The 21887-nt window shown below is 70.0% G+C and carries 18 protein-coding genes; 16 read left to right on the top strand and 2 right to left on the bottom strand.

Translation table 11 applies throughout. The features are described from left to right. Window positions 1–51 precede the first annotated feature (51 nt). From ACFYW3_RS23745 to dgoD, 5 genes are read left to right on the top strand one after another with little or no spacing between them, the layout of a single operon-like run. Window positions 52–1017, top strand: a complete 966-nt coding sequence (locus tag ACFYW3_RS23745; protein WP_389387235.1) for an SMP-30/gluconolactonase/LRE family protein — start codon at window positions 52–54, stop codon at window positions 1015–1017. Next, complete coding sequence (locus ACFYW3_RS23750; protein ID WP_389387236.1) at window positions 1014–1640, top strand: bifunctional 4-hydroxy-2-oxoglutarate aldolase/2-dehydro-3-deoxy-phosphogluconate aldolase; 627 nt, start codon at window positions 1014–1016, stop codon at window positions 1638–1640. Before ACFYW3_RS23745 ends, ACFYW3_RS23750 begins: the two co-directional genes overlap by 4 nt. Next, window positions 1637–2578 (top strand): sugar kinase, encoded by a 942-nt coding sequence (locus ACFYW3_RS23755; RefSeq protein WP_389387237.1) that lies wholly within the window; start codon window positions 1637–1639, stop codon window positions 2576–2578. The genes ACFYW3_RS23750 and ACFYW3_RS23755 overlap by 4 nt, the downstream gene beginning before the upstream one ends. Window positions 2579–2628: 50 nt before the next feature. After that, window positions 2629–3381 (top strand): SDR family NAD(P)-dependent oxidoreductase, encoded by a 753-nt coding sequence (locus ACFYW3_RS23760; RefSeq protein WP_389387238.1) that lies wholly within the window; start codon window positions 2629–2631, stop codon window positions 3379–3381. Next, entirely contained in the window at window positions 3378–4523 is a 1146-nt protein-coding gene (gene dgoD / locus ACFYW3_RS23765) for a galactonate dehydratase (RefSeq protein ID WP_351750949.1), read from the top strand. The genes ACFYW3_RS23760 and dgoD overlap by 4 nt, the downstream gene beginning before the upstream one ends. Window positions 4524–4636: 113 nt before the next feature. Here dgoD and ACFYW3_RS23770 read toward each other — a convergent pair whose 3' ends face one another. Further along, on the bottom strand, window positions 4637–5548 hold the full coding sequence (locus ACFYW3_RS23770; RefSeq protein ID WP_389387239.1) for a peptidoglycan-binding protein: 912 nt from the start codon (window positions 5546–5548) through the stop codon (window positions 4637–4639). A gap of 1020 nt (window positions 5549–6568) precedes the next feature. Between ACFYW3_RS23770 and ACFYW3_RS23775 the strand changes: the two genes are divergently transcribed. The 10 genes from ACFYW3_RS23775 (at window position 6569) to ACFYW3_RS23820 (ending at window position 19014) form a co-directional block, all read left to right on the top strand. Beyond that, window positions 6569–6841: a hypothetical protein gene (locus ACFYW3_RS23775; RefSeq protein ID WP_351750945.1), complete on the top strand. Its 273-nt coding sequence runs from the start codon at window positions 6569–6571 to the stop codon at window positions 6839–6841. A 462-nt stretch (window positions 6842–7303) separates the two neighbouring features. After that, a complete protein-coding gene (locus tag ACFYW3_RS23780; protein WP_351750943.1) occupies window positions 7304–8353 on the top strand; it encodes a substrate-binding domain-containing protein in 1050 nt (349 codons plus the stop codon). 126 nt (window positions 8354–8479) lie between these two features. Further along, complete coding sequence (locus ACFYW3_RS23785; protein WP_389387240.1) at window positions 8480–10078, top strand: sugar ABC transporter ATP-binding protein; 1599 nt, start codon at window positions 8480–8482, stop codon at window positions 10076–10078. Beyond that, on the top strand, window positions 10075–11106 hold the full coding sequence (locus ACFYW3_RS23790) for an ABC transporter permease (RefSeq protein ID WP_389387241.1): 1032 nt from the start codon (window positions 10075–10077) through the stop codon (window positions 11104–11106). The genes ACFYW3_RS23785 and ACFYW3_RS23790 overlap by 4 nt, the downstream gene beginning before the upstream one ends. Window positions 11107–11519: 413 nt before the next feature. Continuing rightward, complete coding sequence (locus tag ACFYW3_RS23795) at window positions 11520–12329, top strand: DeoR/GlpR family DNA-binding transcription regulator (protein ID WP_351750938.1); 810 nt, start codon at window positions 11520–11522, stop codon at window positions 12327–12329. 663 nt (window positions 12330–12992) lie between these two features. Further along, window positions 12993–14039, top strand: coding sequence for a galactose-1-phosphate uridylyltransferase (galT, locus tag ACFYW3_RS23800; protein WP_351750937.1), 1047 nt, complete (start codon window positions 12993–12995; stop codon window positions 14037–14039). Beyond that, on the top strand, window positions 14036–14995 hold the full coding sequence (gene galE / locus ACFYW3_RS23805) for a UDP-glucose 4-epimerase GalE (protein WP_351750935.1): 960 nt from the start codon (window positions 14036–14038) through the stop codon (window positions 14993–14995). The genes galT and galE overlap by 4 nt, the downstream gene beginning before the upstream one ends. Further along, window positions 14992–16125 carry a galactokinase gene (gene galK / locus ACFYW3_RS23810; protein WP_389387242.1) on the top strand — a complete coding sequence of 378 codons (1134 nt, stop codon included), beginning with the start codon at window positions 14992–14994 and terminating at the stop codon, window positions 16123–16125. Before galE ends, galK begins: the two co-directional genes overlap by 4 nt. Before the next feature lie 108 nt (window positions 16126–16233). Then, window positions 16234–17040, top strand: a complete 807-nt coding sequence (locus ACFYW3_RS23815) for a DeoR/GlpR family DNA-binding transcription regulator (RefSeq protein WP_351750932.1) — start codon at window positions 16234–16236, stop codon at window positions 17038–17040. Window positions 17041–17262: 222 nt separating this feature from the next. After that, window positions 17263–19014, top strand: a complete 1752-nt coding sequence (locus ACFYW3_RS23820) for a beta-galactosidase family protein (RefSeq protein WP_389387243.1) — start codon at window positions 17263–17265, stop codon at window positions 19012–19014. Window positions 19015–19095: 81 nt separating this feature from the next. Here ACFYW3_RS23820 and ACFYW3_RS23825 read toward each other — a convergent pair whose 3' ends face one another. Then, entirely contained in the window at window positions 19096–20550 is a 1455-nt protein-coding gene (locus tag ACFYW3_RS23825; RefSeq protein WP_389387244.1) for an RICIN domain-containing protein, read from the bottom strand. Window positions 20551–20960: 410 nt separating this feature from the next. On the opposite strand from ACFYW3_RS23825, the gene ACFYW3_RS23830 reads away from it, so the two are divergent. Further along, a complete protein-coding gene (locus tag ACFYW3_RS23830) occupies window positions 20961–21887 on the top strand; it encodes a carbohydrate ABC transporter permease (RefSeq protein WP_389387245.1) in 927 nt (308 codons plus the stop codon).

Below are 21887 nucleotides of genomic sequence, written 5' to 3' on the forward strand. Positions count from 1 at the left end.
GGGTTAGAAGAAGTCCTAGAGTTTCGCCGGTCGGAAGTGAGGAGCGACATCATGCAACTGACCGCAACGCCGTGCGCACCCGTGCCCGGACAGTTGACCGAAGGACCGGTATGGCACGCCGGGCGCGGTGACGTGCTGTGGGTGGACATCACCGAGGGCCTCGTCCACCGGGCTCCGTTGGCTGCCCGCGACGACGACAGCGGCCTGCCGGACCTGGGGCCCGGAACCACCGTGAGCCTCGACCGGCCCGTCGGAGCGGTCGCCCTCCGCGCGTCCGGCGGGCTCCTCGTGGCGGCCGGTACGGCCTTCCTGTACGTCGACGACGCCGGGGTGGCCACGGAGTTCGCCGCTCCGCACGTACCCGACGACGGAACGCCGCGTCGGATGAACGACGCCAAGTGCGACCCCGGCGGGCGGCTGCTCGCCGGCACCATGTCCTACGACGCAACGCCCGGCGCGGGCAGCCTCTACCGCCTCGACCCCGACGGCACCGTGACGACCCTGCTCGACTCGGTCACCACCTCCAACGGCCTCGGCTGGAGCCCGGACGGCCGACTGCTCTACTACGCGGACAGCCCGACGCGCCGCGTCGACGTCTTCGACCACGACCCCGTCACCGGCGCGCTCACGGCCCGCCGCCCCTTCGCCGACACCGGCCCCGCCGGCGTACCGGACGGACTGGCCGTCGACACCGAGGGCAGGGTCTGGGTGGCGGTGTGGGGAGCCGGACAGGTCAGGGCGTACACCCCCGGCGGCACCCTCCACGCCGTCGTGACCGTCGCCGCGTCACAGGTCTCCAGTTGCGCCTTCGTCGGCGCCGACCTGGACCTCCTGGTGATCACCACCGCGGCCGAGGGACTGACCCCGCAGCAGCTCTCGGCGGAGCCGCTCGCCGGCCGGATCTTCATCTGCCGGCCCGGGGCCACCGGACTGCCCGTCCCGCCCTTCGCCGACGACCCGACGCGCCTCCCCGCGTCCACCACCACCCCTCACCACTCCCGAGGTTCCGCATCATGACCGATCTGGCCCCCGCACTCGCCGCCGCCCCCGCGATGGCGATCCTGCGCTCGCACTCCCCCCGCCACTTCGCCGCCACCGCCGACGCCCTCCACGACGCGGGCATCCGAGCCGTCGAGTTCACGCTCACCACACCGGGCGTCCTGGACGCGCTGCGCGAGTACGCCGGCTCCAAGCCCGCCGGACTGGCCCTCGGCGCGGGGACCGTCATGACACCCTCGGACGCCACGCGCGCCGTGGAAGCCGGCGCCACCTACCTCATCACCCCGGCCGTCTGCCTGGACGTCATCAGGGAGGCGCGCCGTCTGGCCGTCCCCGTGCTCCCCGGAGCCCTGACGCCGAGCGAGATCGTGGCCGCCTGGACGGAGGGCGCCACCATGGTCAAGCTCTTCCCCGCGTCCATGGGTGGTCCGGAGTACCTGCGGGCCATCCGCGCCCCGCTGCCGCACATCCCGCTCATCCCCACGGGTGGCATCGCGCTCGACCAGGCCCCCGCCTACCTGGCGGCAGGGGCGAGCGCCCTGGGGATGGGAAGTCCCCTGGTCGGAGACGCCTGTGAAGGCGGCGACCTGGACGCGCTGCGCGAACGGGCGGCCACGCTGCTGGACGGCATCCGCTCATGAGCGCGCTCGTCACACTCGGGGAGACCATGGCCGTCCTCGCCCCCGACCGGCCCGGCCCCCTCGCCACCGGCACCTCGCTCCGTCTGGGATTCGCCGGCGCGGAAGCCACGGTCGCCATCGGCGTCAGCCGCCTCGGACACCAGGCGTCCTGGACCGGCCGGGTCGGGGCCGACAGCGCCGGCACGATGATCCTCGACGGACTGCGCGGCGAGGCCGTGGACGTCACCCGCGCCCGCGTCGACCACACCGCACCCACCGGACTCATGCTGCGCGAACGCCGCACCCCGGACCACACCCGTGTCACCTACTACCGGCGCGGACTCGCCGGCTCCCGCCTCGCCCCCGAGGACATCGACCCCGAACTCGTCACCCGGGCCCGCGTACTGCACATCACCGGCATCACCCCCGCCCTCGGCGACGCCCCTCGCGCCGCGGTCCGGCGCGCCGTCGACCTTGCCCGCACCGCCGGCGTCACCGTCTCCCTGGACCTCAACTACCGGGCCCGGCTGTGGACCCGGCAGGAGGCCGCGGCCGAGCTCCGCGACCTCGTCACCCTCGCCGACATCGTCTTCGCCGGCCCCGACGAAGCCGCCCTGGTGGTCCCCGAGGCCGAGCCCGCCACCATGGCGCGCACCCTCCTCGGACTCGGCCCGCGCGAGGCCGTCCTGAAACTCGGCGCCCGAGGAGCCCTCGCGGCCACGGAGGACGGGGAGGCCGTCCAGGACATCGTGCCGGTCACCCTGGTGGACCCGATCGGCGCCGGGGACGCCTTCGTCGCCGGATACCTCACCGGGCTCCTCGACGGCGCACCCCTCTCCGACCGTCTCCGACTCGCCGCGACATGCGGGGCCTTCGCCGTGGCCGCGCACGGCGACTGGGAGGGCCTGCCCCGGCGCGCCGAACTGGACCTCCTCCACGGCGAAGACGTCACCCGCTGACCGGAGGTGCCCCGGCACCCCGGCCCACGAAAGCACAGGAAAGACAACCCATGAACCGATTCACGGGGCGAACCGTCGTCGTCACCGGCGCCTCGTCCGGCATCGGCGCGGCAAGCGCGGTACGCCTGGCCACCGAAGGGGCGGCCGTCGTCCTCGCCGACATCGCCGAGGAGGCGGGCACCGCACTCGCCCGGAGGATCCGCGCCGAAGGCGGTCGCGCCGAGTTCGTACGGTGCGACGTCTCCTCCGAGGAGCAGTGGAGCCACCTGAGGGACCGCACCCACACGCTGTTCGGCCCGGTGGCCGTCGTGCACAGCAACGCCTTCATCCACACCGACGCGCCCGCACACGAGCTGACCGCGAGCGGCTGGGACCGTGAGCTGGCCGTCAACCTCAAGGCGCCCTACCTGGCCGTGCGCACGTTCCTGGACGACCTGCGCGCCGCCCGCGGATCCTTCATCGCCACGTCCAGCGTGCACGCGCTGTGCAGCCTGCCGGGCCACCCGGCCTACGCGGCGGCCAAGGGCGGCATCTGCGCGCTCATCCGGCAACTCGCGGTCGAATACGGGCCCGAGGTGCGCTTCAACGCCGTGCTCCCCGGGCCCGTCCTCACCGAGAACTGGGCGGACGTGGACGAGGAGGGCCGCCTGCTCTCCGCCCGGGCCACGGCCCTCGGGCGGCTCGGCCACCCCGACGAAGTGGCCTCCGCCGTCGCCTTCCTGGCGTCCGACGACGCCTCGTACATCACCGGCACGAACCTGACCGTGGACGGCGGCTGGGCCGTGAAGAAGGAGTCCAAGTGAAGATCACATCCCTGCGCACCTACCTGGTGGCCCCCCGCTGGTGCTTCCTGCGCGTGGACACCGACGAGGGCATCACCGGCTGGGGCGAACCGGTCGTCGAGGGCCGCGCGCACACCGTCGCGGCAGCCGTCGAGGAACTCTCGGACCACCTCGTCGGCCAGGACCCGATGCGCATCGAGGACCACTGGCAGGTCCTCACCAAGGGCGGCTTCTACCGGGGCGGCCCCGTCCTGTCCAGCGCCGTCGCAGGCATCGACCAGGCGTTGTGGGACATCGCGGGCAAGGCACTGGGAGTGCCCGTGTGGCAGTTGCTCGGCGGCAACGTCCGGGACCGGGCCCGGGTGTACAGCTGGATCGGCGGCGACCGCCCGACCGATGTCGCGGAACAGGCCGCGGCCCGCAAGGCAGAGGGCTTCACTGCGGTCAAGATGAACGCCTCGCCCCAACTGGAACTCATCGACACGCCCCGGGCCGTGCGCGACATCGTCGAACGGGTGGAGAGCGTCCGTTCGGAGGTCGGCGACGGTTTCGACATCGCCGTGGACTTCCACGGACGGCTCACCCTCCCCATGGCACGTCGGGTGCTGCCGCTGCTGGAGCCGTACCTGCCGTTCTTCGTCGAGGAACCCGTGGTCCCCGAGATGAGCGCCCACATCGGCGAGGTCGTGCGTTCCACCTGCATTCCCATCGCCACCGGAGAACGGCTTTACTCCCGTTGGGACTTCAAGCCGGTACTCCAGCAGGGGATCGCCGTCGCCCAGCCCGACCTGTCGCATGCCGGCGGGATCTCCGAGGTGCGGCGCATAGCGGCGATGGCGGAGGCCCACGACGTCTCACTGGCCCCCCACTGCCCCCTCGGGCCGATCGCGCTGGCCGCCTGCCTCCAGGTCGGCTTCGCCACCCCCAATCTGCTGATCCAGGAGCAGAGCCTCGGGATCCACTACAACGCGGGATCGGACCTGTTGGACTACCTCACCGACCGGTCCGTGTTCCGGTACGAGGACGGTCACGTGGCCCTGCTCACCGCCCCCGGACTCGGCATCGACGTGGACGAGAAGGCCGTCGAGCGGGCCGCCGAGACCGGCCATCGCTGGCGCAACCCGGTGTGGCGACGGGCGGACGGCTCACTTGCCGAATGGTGACCTGAGCGGGAGCCGCCGAGGCGGCATCCGCCCCCGGATGCGCCTTGTCGGCCTTACGGGCCTTGCCGGCCTTACCGGTTGTCGGTCGCCCGTCGTCCTTCGTCCGGCGCTCGTCAGGACGTGAGGAACTCGAGCAGCCGTCGCGTGGCCGGGCCGTAGACCCCGGACGGGTCGCCGTGGACGCCGTGCCTCGCCTGGAAGTGCGCTACCTCGTCCTGTAGGCGGCGGTCGTAGCGACCACGCTGGGGCGTGTCCCACGACCCGATGCGGGCGAGGCGGCGCTGTAGATCCACGACCTCGGGCCCCGTGTCGTGGCGGCGCAGCGTCGGCCCCCCGACGGGAGTCACCGGCGCGCTGGAAGGCGGCGTCGTGCCCGGACCGTCGTCCGGCAGCGGCCCGTTGGACGTCGCGGAACTCGGGGCCGTGGTACCGGCCGTGGGTGCGGACGGCGCGATCGAGGGCGCGGTGGCCGGCAGCCCGTGCCCGGCTGCCGGAGCGTTCCGCTGCTCATCGCTCGGGAGCGGGGCGGGGGGCCCGGGCCGCTCGGGTGTCTCGGCAGGCGTTTCGTCCGGTGTCTCGTCCTCGTCGACCACGTCGAGCCTGCTCGCGGGAGGGGGCGCCGTCACGTCCCGCGTGTCGTGACCCCGCACGAGCGCGTACGTGCCCGCGATGGCCGCGGAGCCGATCAGGGTGGCGAGCGCCGCCGTGATGGGGAGCGGACGACGCCGCCGCGCGGGTTTCCGCGCCCGGTGGGCTCCCGTCCTGACCATGACCACGGGCGGGCCGAACCTCTCGCTGCCGGGAAGTGGTTCGCTCTCGTGGACCATCTGCGGTACGACCCACGACACCTTGGTCGCGGTCGGACCGTCACCTGGCGAGGGTTCGCGCAGGGAGAGGTACGGCCGCACCCACTCCTGCTCGAACCGTGCCGGAGCGCCGGCCCGGTCCGCGGCCGCGGTGTCGTGGGCCGCGACGCAGGCGCACCGCGGGAGGTCACCGCATCGAGGGTAGAAGGGGGTGCTCACGGGACTCCAGTCGGATTTCCGGGACATGCCGCACAGCCCCTCGGCGCGCGGCGCCGTGCAACTCGGGAATTGTCGGTCCGTCATCGGGACGGGCAATGTGACACCGCGTTCACCGCGGGAAGATGGTCAGGCGAGGGAGGGTGTGAACGGTGAACCTACTGTGTGTGAAGCGGGAAGATCCAGTCCAGTCGGGCCCCAGTTGATAACGATCCGCTCAACGCGCCGCAGGAGGTCGCCCGGGCCCCCTTCCGAGGAATTGCCTCTCCTTGTAAGCGGCGCGGGAGAGGAATTGCCGGCAAGGGGCAACAGGGCGGCCAGGGACCTGCGGTGACCCGCCATGACGTGTGCGCGGGGCAATGCCCCGGTGTCCTGAAGTGCTCGATCGGCCGATCGCACGTGGTCCGCCCGTGCGATCGGGCCGGAGGGCAGGAGGTCCCGGCGGGTCAACGCCTGGGGCTCCCTTACCCCTCGGGGACCGCGTTGCCGAGCCTGCGGGGCACGAGGCTCATGAGGCCATCGCGCAGAATCCATGGTGTTGACTTCCTTGCGTGTGTGTCTGATTCTGTTCGGTGTGAGGTCGCTGTCGAGTGGCCTCACATGCCCGGCCCGGGCATGCCCGAGCCTCCGGAAAGGGCAAGCCGTCGACTCCCCGAGACGCGGCGCGGCGCGGGACGCGTATGTGGTCTCGTTCCCCCGTTCCCTCATATCCGGCGGTGTCGGCATTATGTCCCGGCCGGCCCCGTGGAACCGGACCTCTCATCGAGGGGAATGCCGGCGATTCGCCCTGCGCATGAAGTGAATTCCGGCCGAATTCCCTTGGGGCTGACATCCCGAATCGGCACCTGAAAGAACTATCGGCGGTGGCGCCATGTCCTGAACAATGGGGCGACTTTCCACTCCCCACTCAGGACGTTCCCCACGTGTCGACGAATCATCACTCTGTTGTGAGCCGGATGACCGACCAGCAACTGTGCGACGCCATGCGCACCGCGGACCAGGTCGCTCCCTCGGCTGCTGACGATGGTGTCCCCCTCCGCTCCGGACGAAGAAGCCGGGCTGCCTGCCCGTGCACGGGCGGTGCTCTGGCACTCCGTGGTCGAGGAGGAGCCGGACGATCGCGTCGCGCTGATCGCCGGGGACCGCCCCGACCGCGTACCCGACCTGGCGCAACGGGCGTTGGCCGCATGCCGTGACGCCTTCCTGCGGGCCCACGTGGAGACGGGACCCGTCCCGCACGGCCCCGCCTACGCCCGCTGCGGCTCGGGGCGCGGAACCCCGAACGGGAAGAAGTAGTCGAACAGAGTCCAACATGAACCTGCGGATATCAACATGCGCTCGGCATCGATGCGCGGGATGCCGACGGGCGGCATTTTCGGCTTGGGCACCTGCCTATGGAGGCGTCAGGGGGCGTAAGTCCCAAGCGCGACAGGGCGGGGGATCGAGTGCGTCGTGAAAGGTCACGGGGGTGCATCGATCGGAAACCGCAGGTTCACACTGTTGACTTATGAAGGAAACAGCGCTTTTCTCTGTTGCATCAAGTTTGAAAGAGACCGACTGTGAAGGATTCCTCCGTGCGGGAGTCGGTCCCTCGATCGGTCCGTCGTCGAGCGAGGCCGGAACGGCTCTCCCTCGAACAGCCTTGCCCGGCCCACAACCTCGGGTGGCGAACGCGCTGACGACCGACCTCCATCCCCACCCCCTCGCACGTGCCCCACTGGCCGCTTCGATGCGACCCGTCCAAGCAAAGGGAACGACATGCTCACTCACCACCACCGCCGACCGGTAGCCGCACTGGCGCTGGGCCTGGCCTCGATGCTCGCCTTGTCCGCGTGTTCCAGCGGTCAGGAGGCGACGAGCGGGAGCACGGACGTGGGGAAGGTCGACGGGAAGATCTCCCTGACCTATCTGCAGAAGCAGGGCGACCAGGAGTACTTCATCGGTGAAGCCGCCGGCGCGAAGGCGAAGGCGAAGGAGCTCGGTATCGATCTGAAGGTGGTGAACCTGGGCAACGACGCGAACAAGACCGTGAGCGAGGCCCAGGCGGCCATCTCGCAGAAGAGCAACGGGTTGATCGTCGTCGTTCCCGACCCGGCCGTGGGGCCGCAGGTCGTGCAGTTGGCGAAGGATGCCAAGGCGGCGCTGCTGACGTCGGACGACCAGATCTGCGGCACCGGCCCCGACCCGGCCTCCTGCGGCGCCGACGCCCTGGTGCCCCGCATCGGCTTCAGTGGGCAACAGATGGGCGGCGAGGTCGGCAAGCGGGCGGCCGAGGAGTTCAAGAAGGCGGGATGGAACGCCGCGGAGACCCGGACGATCTCGGCCTGGAAGCAGGACGTCACCGTCTGCACCGACCGCGTCAACGCCTCGAAGAAGGCGTTCACCGAAGGTGCCGGCGCGCCGGTCCAGAACATCGACGTGCCGACGGACAACTCCCCGACCGGCGCTCAGGACAAGATCGCCGCGACGATCACCGCGAACCCGTCCGTGAAGCACTGGGTGGTGTGGGGCTGCAACGACGAGAACGTCCAGGGTGGAGTCACCGCGTTGGAGAACGCGGGCTTCAAGGCGGACAACGTGATCGGCGTGGGCCTCGGCGCCTACCTGGCCTGCAAGAACTGGAGCTCGGACAAGCCCTCCGGAATGAAGGCCGCGCTCTTCATCAACGGCAAGGACGTCGGCGCCCTGGCCGTGCAGACGATGTACGACAAGCTGAGGAACGGCAAGGACTTCCCCAAGGAGGCCTTCGCCCCGACCAAGATGGTCGACGCCTCCAACTGGAAGGACGCGGGAGTCACCTGCGGCTGAGCCCGCCCCGAGGCCAGGACGGGTACGGACCCGCCGCGGCGGCGCCGTACCCGCCACCCGTCCCGACCACCGCCGACCAGCGGCATCGCTGAGCCGGCACACGTTCCCCCAGCTTGTGAGGCCCCCATGACCACAGCCGGCACAGAACCACCGACCGCCGCCCCCTCCGCCCAGGACCTCGGCGAAGAGATCTCTGTGGAGGACATCACCAAACGCTTCGGCGCGGTACAGGCGCTCAGCGGCGTCACGCTCACCTTCCCCCGGGGCCAGGTGACCGCCCTCATGGGCGAGAACGGCGCGGGCAAGTCCACCCTGTTGAAGATCCTCACCGGTGACCACCAGCCCACCGAGGGAACCATCCTCTGGGACGGGCATCCGCGGACCCTGTCCTCACCGCACGACGCCCACAAGGCCGGGATCCGCATCATCCCGCAGGAACCCGAGATCATTCCGCACGTCTCGGTCGCCGAGAACGTGTACGCGGGCGCCCTGCCGCGCGGCGCGGGCCGCCGTCTCGACCGGGCCGAGCTGCGCCGCCGGATCACCGCCGACCTGGCCCGACTCGGCTTCGAGAAGGTCATCCATCCCGATCAGCCGGGATCCGAACTCACCGCCGCGCAACGCCAACTGGTGGAGATCCTGCGGGCGTTGACCGGCGACGCGAAGGTCATCGCCTTCGACGAGCCCACCTCCTCCCTCTCCGAGAACGAGGTCGAGGCCCTCTTCGCCCTGATCGGCCGACTCCGGGACCAGGGCATAGCCGTCATCTACGTCTCCCACCGCATGAAGGAGATCTTCCACCTCGCCGACCGCATAGCCGTCCTGCGCGACGGCGCGGTCGCCGGTGTGCTGGAGGCCCGCGACACGAACGAGGGCGAGGTCGTCCGCCTGATGGTCGGCCGTGACCTCTCCTCCCTCTTCGTGCGGCAGGACGTCGCCCGCGACGAGGTGGTGCTGCGACTGGAGGGCGTCACCACGGACGACGTCACCGACATCGACCTCCACGTGCGAGCCGGAGAGGTGGTCGCCCTGGCCGGCCTCATGGGTGCCGGACGCTCCGAACTCGCCCTCGCCCTCGCCGGCGACCAGCCCATCCGGTCGGGTCGTGTCTGCGTGAACGGCCGGCCCCTGCGCCTGCGCAGCCCCAAGGACGCGATCCGCGCGAGCATCGGACTCGCCCCCGAGGAGCGCAAGGCCCAGGCTCTGTTCCTCCACCGCTCCATACGGGACAACACGTCCTTGGTGAGCCTGGACCGGCTGCGCCGCTGGCGCTTCGTCCGGAGCCGACAGGAGAAGGCGGTGGCTCAGGACTTCTCCGACCGGCTGCGGGTGCGCACGCCCTCGATCGAGCACGAAGTGCGCAAACTGTCGGGCGGCAACCAGCAGAAGGTCGTCCTCGCCCGATGGCTGCTGCGCAAGCCCAAGGTCCTCATCCTCGACGAGCCCACGCGCGGCATCGACATCGGGGCCAAGGCGGAGATCTACCGCATCATCGCCGACCTCGCCCGGGAAGGGGTCGCCCTGCTGGTGATCTCCTCCGAACTACCTGAAGTCCTCGGGCTGGCCGACCGGATCGTCGTGATGCAGAACGGTCGCATCACCGGCGAACTCAACCGCTCGGAAGCCACCGAGGAAGCCATCCTCAACCTCGCCATGGCCGACGACCTGGCTCCCGTCGCATCCGACCGACCGCTCACGGACTCCGCCGATGGAGACGCTCGATGACCACCACCCAGACGCCGGTCACCACCGAGAACATCCCCGCTCCGGCGCGGAAGACCGGAGGAGTCCTGCTCTCCTCGCTCGGCGGTCAGAACCTCAGCCTGATCGGCGCCCTCGTACTCGTCCTCGCCCTGTTCGGGTTCCTCAACGACAACTACCTCAGCCTCTCCAACATCCAGGTCATCGGAGAAGCGGCGACGATCACAGGACTGCTCGCCATCGTGCAGACCGTCGTGATCATCTGCGGGGGGCTCGACATCTCCGTCGGCTCCCAAGCCGGCCTGGCCTCCGTCGTGAGCGCCATGGTCTTCACCTCCGCCGGATCCAATCCCTACCTCGGCATGGCCGCCGCGATCGGCGTCGGAGTCCTCGTCGGCGTGATCAACGGCGTCGCCATCGTCTACGGACGCGTCAACCCCACGATCGCCACGCTCGCCGGCCTGGCCGCCTACAAGGGCGTGGCACAGCTCGTCTCCGGCGGCCGCGCGCAGGGCTACGTCCTCAACGACCCCTTCTTCGTGTTCCTCGGCCGCGGCAAGATCGCCGGCATACCGGTGATGATCTGGATCCTGGTGGTCGTGGCGCTGGCCGTGCACGTCCTGCTCAAGTACACGGACATCGGTCGCAACATCTACGCGATCGGTGGCAACGACACCGCGGCGCGCCTGGCCGGCATCAACATCAACAAGTATCTGGTGGCCGTCTACGCGCTCATCGGTGTGATCGCCGCGGTCGCGGGGATCCTCCTGACCGCGCGGACCGGTTCCGGACAGCCTGTCTCCGGCAGTGAGGGGCTGGAACTCAAGGCCATCACCGCGGCGGCGTTGGGCGGGTGCGCGCTCAAGGGCGGCAAGGGCGGTATCGGCGGCACCCTGTTGGCCGTGGCACTGCTCGGTGCCCTGGAGAACGGCATGACGGTCGAGGGCATCAACACCTTCTGGCAGAACGTCGCCCAAGGCGCCCTCCTCGTCGCGGCCGTCGTCATCCAGCAGCACCGAAGCGGCGAACGCGCCGTCGGATTGCCCCACTGAAACGCATCACGACGAGGCCCGCTCCGAGAGGAGCCGGGCCTCCTCGTGCCACGCGCCGACGGATCGCGGCAGCGGCGGAGACAGAGGACGATCGACCATTTCGACCCGAAACGCATTCGACCGCCGGAGGCGTCGGACAGGGGCGGTCGTTGCATTTCGGCACGGGCACGTCTTTTCCTCGCCGTAAAGCACACGAGGTGGAACGAAAATGCCGGAACGTCCTCAGGAAGCCCCGCATGCGGCCCTGTTGAGGCAGCGGACTCGGACAGTCGGGCGAATGCGTCGAGCGGCTTGTCCGCCCTTCGGCGTGAAAGTTCTGCGCAGGCCATCCCCGAACCCCTTGCACCACCTTATTGGATGCAGTGTACAATTGATCTCTGTCTGGAATTCGCTAGAGATCATCGGGTGGGATTGTGACAGAGCCGGCACCGCTGGCGGCCCAGCGGAGAGAACTGATCCTCGACGCCGTGCGCCGCAAGGGAGCGGTGCGCGTCGCCGCACTCGTGGAGCAGCTCGGGGTGTCGGACATGACGATCCGCCGCGATCTGGACGTGCTCGCCAAGACGGGGTCGGTCGAGAAGGTGCACGGCGGGGCGGTGAGGACCTCAGGCACCACCTCCGACGAGCCCGGCTTCGAGACCAAGTTCACCCTCAAGTCCGCGGCCAAGGCGGCGGTCGCGGACGCGGCCGCCCAACTGGTGCGGCCCGGGAGTGTCGTGGCGATCTCCGGAGGGACGACGACGTACGCCGTCGCCCATCGGCTGCGCGACATCGCCGGTCTGACCGTGGTGACCAACTCCCTGCCCGTGGCCGACCTGTTGCGCCCCTCCGGGACCGACGACGGCTCCGCCGGCCCGACTCTGCTGGTCACGGGCGGGGCCCCCACGAAGTCCGCGTCGCTGGTCGGGCCGCTGGCGGATCAGGCGATCCGCTCCCTGCAGGTCGACCTCCTGATCGTGGGCGCTCACGGCGTCTCCGAACGCGCCGGGGTGACCACTCCGAACCTCGCGGAGGCGGAGACCAACCGCGCCCTGATCTCGGCCGCCACCCGACTGGCCGTCGTGGCCGATCACAGCAAGTGGGGCGTCATCGGCCTGAGCCGGTTCGCCGACCTGTCCGACATCGACTACTTCGTGTCCGACGACGGACTTGGCGAACAGGCCCGTACCGTCCTCGGTGAGCAGGTCGGACGTCTGATCCTGGCGGACACCCGGGGGGCGTGAGCGCGTCCCGCCGTACCGGGGGATCGCGGATGTCCGGGGCCAGGGGGCGGTGGTAGGGCGGCCGGTGGCGCGACACAGCGCGGACCGGATCCGCGGAACCGGGCGGTGATTCTCGATGTGGACCTGCGCATGGGCCGCCTTCGCCCGAATGCCACCGGCGCCGAGTACGCCGTCGCCCCGAAGCCGTTCAAGGACGAAAGCAGCATTTCTGTTCCCATGTGTCGGGGTGCTGTCAAGGCGGGGTGCTGTTGATTTGACCGTGCCCCAAGTGCGTGTCAAGCCATTCCCGGGACGGTGACACCGGTCTGAATGCCTTATGCCGCAAACGACTTGTCGTGGCAGGTGTGGTGCAATGCCCCTGCCGAAACATCTTGGCCACCCATACGAAGCGGATATGTCGTCGGAGTGGCCGTCGACCGAATCGAAACAGGGCACGGCGCCCGTGTCCGAACGAGGGCGGCGTGTGCGGGCGAGGTCGCCCGGATCGGCCTGACCGTGGTCGCCGCGCAACGCACAGTGCGCGCCGGCCCGCCGCCATACCGACCGGCGCCCGCTTCCCCGAAACAAACAACAGCATCCGACGTTGACTTACGTTGATTCATGTTTATTGTTGTTAACGTGTGGCTCCCAGGGCCGCCGTACTTCGAGAGACGGGCACGCTCCGTGAAGAGAACCACGACGAAGCTCGCGGACGGCCGCGAGCTGATCTACTACGACCGTGACGGCAGCGCCGTCCGCGACACGGTCGACCGGCGCCTGCTGGAGCCGGTCGACAGCCGGCCCGAGCTACGGCTGGACCTGGCGACCGGCGACTGGGTCACCATCGCCTCGCACCGTCAGGGGCGCGTCCACCATCCGCCCACCGACGCGTGCCCCCTGTGCCCCTCCTGGGACGGGCACCACAGCGAGATCCCGGCCGCGGACTACGACGTCGCCGTGTTCGAGAACCGCTTCCCCTCCCTGGCCGGCCGCGTGGGACGCTGCGAAGTCGTGTGCTTCACGCCCGAGCACGGGGCGAGCTTCGCCGATCTGACTGAGGACCGGGCCCGTCTCGTACTCGACGCCTGGACGGACCGCACCGAGAACCTGTCGTCCCTGCCCGGCGTCGAGCAGGTGTACTGCTTCGAGAACCGCGGCGCGGAGATCGGCGTCACCCTCGCGCATCCCCACGGGCAGGTCTACGCCTTCCCCTTCGTGCCGCCGCGCACCGCCAAGATGGTCGCCGTCGCGGACACGCACCGACGTGTCACCGGCGGAAACCTCTTCGAGGACCTGCTCGCCGAAGCCCGCACCGCCGTGTCGCGGGTGGTCCTGGCGGGGGAGCACTGGACGGCGTTCGTCCCGTACGCCGCCCGCTGGCCCTACGAGGTGCACCTCTACCCCCACCGCCGTGTCCCCGACCTCACCCACCTCACCGAGGTCGAGCGCGCGGAGTTCCCCGGCATCTACCTGGAACTGCTGCGCAGGTTCGACCGACTGTTCCACCGCGAGGATGCCGCGCCGGCGACCCCCACCCCGTACATCTCCGCCTGGCACCAGGCGCCGAAGACCGGGGGGCGGGAACTGGCCCTGCACCTGGAGCTGTTCACGGTGCGACGATCGGCGGGCAAGCTCAAGTTCCTCGCCGGGGTCGAATCCGGCATGGACTCCTTCGTCAACGACGTCGCCCCGGAAGCCGCGGCCCGGCGGCTGCGGGAGGTCGCGTCATGAGCAGGTACCTCGTCACCGGCGGCGCCGGCTACATCGGCAGTGTGGTCGCGGCCCGACTCCTCGCGGCCGGCCACCGCGTGACCGTGCTCGACGACCTGACCACCGGCATGTCGGAAGCCGTCCCCGAGGGCGCCGACTTCGTCCGGGGCGGGGTCGCACAGGCCGCCGCCCTGCTGGACACCGGCCATGCCGGGGTGTTGCACTTCGCCGCGTCCTCGCAGGTGGCCGAGTCCGTGCTCGACCCGGAGAAGTACTGGCGCAACAACGTCGCCGGCTCGCTGGAACTGATCACCACCATGCGCCGCGCCGGCGTACGCACCCTGGTCTTCTCCTCCACCGCGGCCGTCTACGGCGAACCCGAACAGGTACCCGTCGCCGAGGACGCCCGAACCGCACCGACGAGCCCCTACGGCGCCACCAAACTGGCCGTCGACCACCTGATCACCGGCGAGGCCGCCGCCCACGGGCTGGCCGCCGTGTCCCTGCGGTACTTCAACGTCGCGGGCGCCCACGCGGGCCACGGCGAACGTCACGAGCCCGAATCGCACCTCATCCCGCTCATCCTCCAAGTGGCCCTGGGACAACGCCCACACATCGACGTCCACGGCGACGACTACCCCACGCGCGACGGCACCTGCGTACGCGACTACATCCATGTCGCCGACCTCGCCGAGGCCCACCTCCTGGCCCTGGACGCCGCCCGCCCCGGCGAGCACCTGATCTGCAACCTGGGCAACGGCGAGGGCTTCACGGTCCGGGAGGTGATCGACTCCGTCCGACGGGTGACGGGCCGTACCATCCCGGAACTCGTCCGCCCCCGGCGACCCGGCGACCCGGCGGTGCTCGTCGCCTCCGCCGCCCGCGCGCACGACCGCCTCGGCTGGCGGCCGAGCCGCACCGACCTGGACTCCATCGTGGCCGACGCCTGGGCCTTCGCACAGGGGGCGACCGCGTGAAGGAGGCCTTTCGGCACATCTACGACGCCTCCCCGGACGGAGTCTGGGCAGCGCCGGGCCGCGTCAACCTGATCGGCGAGCACACCGACTACAACGACGGCCTCGCCCTGCCCATCGCCATCCCCCAGAACACGCTGATCGCGGCGCGCCGGCGCGAGGACGGACGCCTGCGACTGCACAGCGCCCAGGGCGACGGCCCGGTCATCGACCTCGACGTCGACGCCCTGGCCCCCGGGGCCGTCACCACGTGGGGCGCGTACCCGGCGGGAGTCGTGTGGGCGCTCCGCGAGGCGGGACACCGGGTCGGCGGCGCCGACCTCCACGTCGAGAGCACGGTGCCCACCGGCGCCGGCCTGTCGTCCTCCGCCGCGCTCGAATGCGCGGTCGCCTTCGCCTACGACGACCTGTACGAGCTCGGCCTCGGCGCACCCGCGCTCGCCCAGATCTCACAACGGGCCGAGAACGGCTTCGCCGGCGTCCCGTGCGGGGTCATGGACCAGATGGCCTCAGCCTGCTGCACCGCCGGCGCCGCCCTGCACCTGGACATCCGCGCCGGGACCCACGAGCAGGTGCCCTTCGCCCCGGAGTCGGAGGGGTTGTGCCTGCTCGTCATCGACACCCGCGTCAAACACGACCTCGGGGACGGCGCGTACGCCGCGCTGCGAGCCGGGTGCGAACAGGCCGCCCGGCTGCTCGGCGTCGCCGCGTTGCGGGACATCTCACCGGCGGACCTGCCCTCCGCCGGCAGGATGCTCCCCGCGCACCTGGTGCCCCTGGTCCAGCACATCGTGACCGAGAACGCGAGGGTCGCCGAATCGATCTCCCACCTGCGGGCGGGACGCGTCGCGGCGCTGGGACCGATCCTCTCGGCCGGACACGCCTCGCTGCGTGACGACTTCCGGATCTCCTGCGACGAGAGCGACCTCGTGGTGGACACGGCCCTGGCACACGGAGCGCTCGGGGCACGCATGACCGGTGGTGGTTTCGGCGGCTCCGTCATCGTCCTGGTGGACGAGGGACGGGCTCAGGCGCTGGGCGCCGCCGTCACCGCCGCGTTCCGATCCGCCGGGTACCCGGCTCCGCACCTGTTCCCCGTGTCCCCGGCCTCCGGCGCCCGGCGCATCGAATGAGAGGCCGGTGAGGTCGGGATCCGTCGACGTAGACTGTTCGTTGGTGAGGATGACCGTGTGTCTCCGACTCCACACACGGATGGCGCGCACAGGAGCGGGGACGACAACGTGACGGAAGCAGCACGCCTTGCACCCCAGCGCAGGGCCCTGATCCTCGACATCGTGCGCCGCGACGGTGCGGTGCGCGTCACCGAACTCGTGGAACAACTGGGCGTCTCCGACATGACGATCCGCCGCGACCTCGATGTCCTGGACCGCAGCGGCGCCCTGTCGAAGGTGCACGGCGGCGCCATCAGGTCTTCCGTCACGACCGGAGACGAACCGGCCTTCGAGACCAAGGCCGGCCTTGAGTCACAGGCCAAGGCGGCGGTCGCCGAGGCGGCCTCCGCCCTCGTGAAACCGGGCAGCGTCGTCGCCGTCTCCGGCGGGACGACGGCCTACGCGGTGGCCAGCCGGCTCCGAGACGTGCCCGGACTGACCGTGGTGACCAACTCCCTGCCGGTCGCCGAACTGCTGCGACCCACGGGGGCGGAGTTCGGCTCCCCGGAACGGACGCTGCTGCTGACGGGCGGTTCTCCCACGAAGTCGGCCTCCCTCGTCGGGCCCCTGGCGGACCAGGCGATCCGCTCCCTCCAGGTGGACCTGCTGATCATCGGCGCCCACGGCGTCTCCGAACGTGCGGGCGCGACCACCCCGAACCTCGCCGAAGCCCAGACCAACCGCGCGCTGATCGAATGCGCCACTCAGGTCGCCGTGGTCGCGGACCACACCAAATGGGGAGTCGTGGGCCTGAGTCGGTTCATCACCCTCCCGGAGATCGACTACTTCGTCTCGGACGACGGGCTCGATGCCCAGGCGCGCACCGTCCTGAGCGATTCGGTGGGCCGGCTGATCCTGGGAACCACCCAGCCGTAGCCCGGGCGGAAGCGCCTCCCGCAATCCCGACCGCCGCCCCCGCACCGGGCCGAGCGCCGTTATGCCCCTGTATGTCCCAGCCCCCGGGTTCCTCGTGCGGGCCGCTCCCGAGATCACGCGTGAAGGGACTTGTCACGCCCCTGATGTTTACGTAAACATACCGAGGTGGCGAGAGCCCCGAGGCGCGAGTCCCGCGCACCCGTTCAACCGAGGAGCACACGCATGTCTCTTCTGCGGATCGACGAGGACGGATTCCGGCTCGACGGAGGGCCCTTCCGCATCCTTTCGGGCGGACTGCACTACTTCCGTGTTCATCCCGATCATTGGCGTGATCGGCTGCGCAAGGCTCGTCTCATGGGGCTGAACACGGTGGAGACGTACGTACCGTGGAACCTCCACCAGCCGCGACCCGACGAGTTCCGGATGGAAGGCGGCCTCGACCTGCCGGCGTTCCTCGATCTGGCTGCCGCCGAGGGGCTGTACGTACTCCTGCGTCCCGGCCCCTACATCTGCGCCGAGTGGGAGGGTGGCGGCCTGCCGTCGTGGCTCCTGGCCGATCCCGACATCCGATTGCGCAGCCGGGATCCCCGGTTCCTGACCGCCGTCGACGACTACTTCCATCGGATCCTGCTCCCGCTGCGGAGTCGGCTCGCCACCCGGGGCGGCCCGGTCCTCGCGGTGCAGGTGGAGAACGAGTACGGGGCCTACGGCGACGACACCGCCTACCTCGAACACGTCGCGGGCTCCCTGCGCCGCTGCGGTGTCGACGTACCGCTCTTCACCTGTGATCAGCCCGCCGACCTTGAGCGGGGAGCGTTGCCGGGTGTTCTCGCGACCGCCAACTTCGGCAGCGGGTCCGCCCGGAACCTCTCCGCCCTGCGGGCGCTCCGGCCGTTCGGTCCGCTGCTCTGCACGGAGTTCTGGATCGGCTGGTTCGACCGATGGGGCGGCAACCATGTCGTGCGCGACGCCGAGCAGGCCGCGCGGGAGTTGGACGAACTGCTCGCGACCGGCGCCTCGGTCAACTTCTACATGTTCCACGGCGGTACGAACTTCGGCTTCATGAACGGCGCCAACGACAAGCACACCTACCGGCCCACCGTCACCTCCTACGACTACGACGCCCCCCTCGACGAAGCCGGCGACCCGACCGAGAAGTTCGCCGCCTTCCGCGAGGTCATCGCCAAGTACGCCCCGGTCCCGACGGAACTCCCTCCCGCGCGCGCGACCAGGTTCAGTCGGGAAGAGGTGGCGCTGACCGAGAGCATCGGTCTGCTGGACGGAGCGCCCGTCCTCGGGGACGCGGTCGCGTCGAGCCGACCCCTGACGATGGAGGAACTCGGACAGGACTACGGCTTCGTGCTGTACGAAACGGACCTCCCGGACGCCGGCCCCGCACTGCTCGAACTGGAGCAGGTGCGCGACCGGGCCCAGGTCTTCCTCGACGGCCAGCCGGTGGGGGTGTTGGAGCGCGAGTCCCACGAGCACTCCCTCACCTTCTCGGTGCCGCGCCCGGGCACCGTCCTGACCGTACTCGTGGAGAACCAGGGACGGGTGAACTACGGACCGGGCATCCACGACCGCAAGGGGCTGCTCGGCCGCGTTCTCCTCAACGGGCTTCCCCTCAACGACTGGACCAGCCGACCGCTGCCGCTCGCCACGCTGGAAGACCTCCCGTTCGCCACCGGGCCGGTCACCCCGACCGGCCCCGCCTTCCACCGCGGCACCTTCGAAACGGACAGGACAGCCGACACCTTCCTCCACCTCGACGGTTGGACGAAGGGCAACGCCTGGGTCAACGGCTTCGCCCTCGGCCGCTACTGGTCCCGAGGCCCCCAAAGATCGCTGTACGTACCCGGCCCGGTCCTGCGCACGGGAGCCAACGAGATCGTCGTACTCGAACTGCACGCTCCCGACCGCGCCCGGACGGTGGCCTTCCGGGAAACTCCCGACCTCGGCCCCGTCGAGGACTGACCGGCCCCGACGGACGCATGCGGCCGTGTCCCGCACCGGGGGCGGGACACGGCCGCACCCGTGGTGTCGGGAGCGGGGAGGTCAGACGGCCGAGCGGCGCCACTTCTGGTTGTCGCCGCCGTTGCACGTCCACTGGACGAGAGGCGCGCCATCCGTCCGGGCCTGGTTGGTGACGTCGAGACACTTGCCGCTGTGCAGGGCGACGAGCCGCATACCGCTCGGGCCGGCCTGGGCCGCCTTCCACCTCTGGCCGGGCGCGTCGCCGCACGTGGTCTGTACGACGGCCGCGCCGTCATCGGCGGACGCCTCCCGGACCGCGAGGCACTTGCCGCTGTGGCGGAGCATGATCCGTACCGTGCCGGCTCCCGCGCCCTGGAACCACATCTGCTGGTTGACGCTTCCTGCCGAGCAGGTCCACTGGACGAGGGGGGCGCCTTCCGCCACCGACCAGTCGGCGGCGTCGGCGCACTTGCCGCTGTGCGCGGCGGTCAGAGTGTCCCAGTCACCGGTGCCCCTGACGGTGCCGGCCTCCGCCGCGATGATGATCTGCGGGTAGTAGTCCATGGACAGGGTGGTCCTCGTCGGGAACTTCAACGGCAGCCAGATGTACTGGGAGTCGTTGACCGTACCGCCCGTCGCGTTGCCCCAGCGGTCGCCCATGTACAGGTATCCGGTGGCACCGGACACGCCCTCGAGGGGCAGCACGTAGGCCGTCTGGGAGCCGTAGGTCCTGGCGTCGCCCAGGTCCCGCAGCCCGCTCCAGGTGCCGGTGATGCTGTCCGCCGTGCCGTACTTCTGCTGGTTGGGGGACCAGCCGGTGGCGCCGGACGTCACCAGGAAGTAGACGCCGTCCCGCTTGAACAGCGCCGGAGCCTCGCGCCACTGACCGGCCCACAGCTTCTGCACCCGGCTCTCGACCGCGGTGTAGTCCGCGCTCAGCCGGTAGACGTGGAGGTCCGCGTTCTCGTTGGCGGCGGAGATCATGTAACCGGTTCCGTCGGTGTCGACGAAGGTGGTGATGTCCCGGGACATGTGCCCCAACGGTCTGAAGCTCCCGCGCCATGAGTAGTCGCCGTCGACCGTGGAGGAGACGGCCACCGCGGCCCTTGCCTCGCTGTAGTCGGTGGCGCTGCCCTCCTTGTGCATCCACATGACGAACTGCCCGGTGACACGGTTGTACACGACCTTGGGACGTTCGATGTTGGCCGTGGCCAGCTCCGGATCGGTGGCCCGGGACAGGACGTGGTGGCGGAACTCCCAGGTCCTGAGGCCGGTGGAGCGGTACGCGGACACGTACCGGAAGCTGTTGTCGGCATTGCGGTTCTCGCCGAACCAGTAGTAGTACTCGTCCACCTTGACGACCCCTCCACCGTGGGCGTGGACCGGGCTGCCGGCGGGATCGGTGAACTGCGTCGCGTTGGTGACGACGACGGGGGCCGGTGAGGCCGCGGCATTGCCGTGACCGCCGAGGAAGCTCGCGATCAGGGCTGCCATGAGGGTGAACAGGGCTGCCGCGTATGGGGATTGACGTCGCATGGGTACCTCTCGCTGACCGGCGGGTGGGGGAGGTGTTGCGGTGCGCGTTGAGTCCCGCGGGCCGGCGGGCCGACAGCGGGTGCTTGTGAAGCCGATGTGCCGCTGCTGTTATGTTTACGTAAACACTTGGCGGCTGGCTGTGAGTCTGGAAGCCGCACCGGGGCCTGTCAAGCGTTCGCGCGCGAATCGACACTCGGGGGCCGCGCAGGGAAGTTGGTGCCGCGATCGCCGGTTTCAGCCACCGACCCTCGCGATGCTTGACGCTCCACGGCGGGAAGTGTCACCATCTCGCTACCGATGATTACGTAAACATTTCTCATCAGGTCCTGCCCCATGCGGCCGTTTCCGGCCCGGAGGCCGTCTCTTCCCTCCGATCGCGGACCTGTCGGTCACCGACGCAAGGACCCACCATGACGCTCCTGCCGTCAGCGGCGAAAGCAGTCTCCCCACCCCGTTCTCGACCCCGTGTGCGCGCACGCGGGAACGCCCTCGTCGGCTGGGGGTTCGCCGGCCCGTTCGCAGCGGTGTTCGTGCTCGTGTTCCTGGCCCCCATCGGTTACGCCTTCCAGCTCAGCCTGATGCGCGACCGGCTCATCGGCGGCACCGACTTCGTGGGCGCGGACAACTACCTCCAGGCGCTGACCGATCCGCGGTTCTGGGAGGGATCCGCCCGGGTCGGGTCGTTCCTGGTCGTCCAGGTGCCGATCATGTTGGGGATCGCGTTGCTGGTCGCACTCGCCATCGACAGCGGCCGGTTGTACGGCAAGGCGTTCTTTCGTGTGGCGGTCTTCCTGCCCTACGCGGTCCCGGCCGTGGTGGCCGGTCTGATGTGGGGATTCATCTACGGACCCAGATTCGGCCTGGTGGGCAACCTCAACGAGGCGTTGGGCCTCTCCCTCCCGGATCCACTCTCCCCCTCACTGATACTCGCCTCCATCGGCAACGTCGTGACGTGGGAGTTCGTCGGCTACAACACCTTGATCTTCTACTCCGCCCTGAAGGTGGTCCCGCGCTCCCTCTACGAAGCGGCCGCGATCGACGGCGCCGGAGAGTGGCGCGTCGTCACCGCGATCAAGTTGCCCGCCATCCGCGGCGCGTTGGTCATCGCGACGATCTTCTCGATCATCGGCAGCTTCCAGCTCTTCAACGAGCCCAGCATCATGCGGAACCTCGCCCCCAACGCGATCACGACCAGCTACACCCCGAACCTCTACACCTACTCCCTGGCCTTCTCCGGACAGCAGCACAACTACGCGGCGACCGTCGCCATCGTGATGGGTGTCCTCACCGCGATCATCGCCTACGCGGTCCAGCTCCGCGGCATGCGGAAGGGCTGA

It is taken from the genome of Streptomyces sp. NPDC002602 (assembly GCF_042889445.1).
GTDB lineage: Bacteria > Actinomycetota > Actinomycetes > Streptomycetales > Streptomycetaceae > Streptomyces.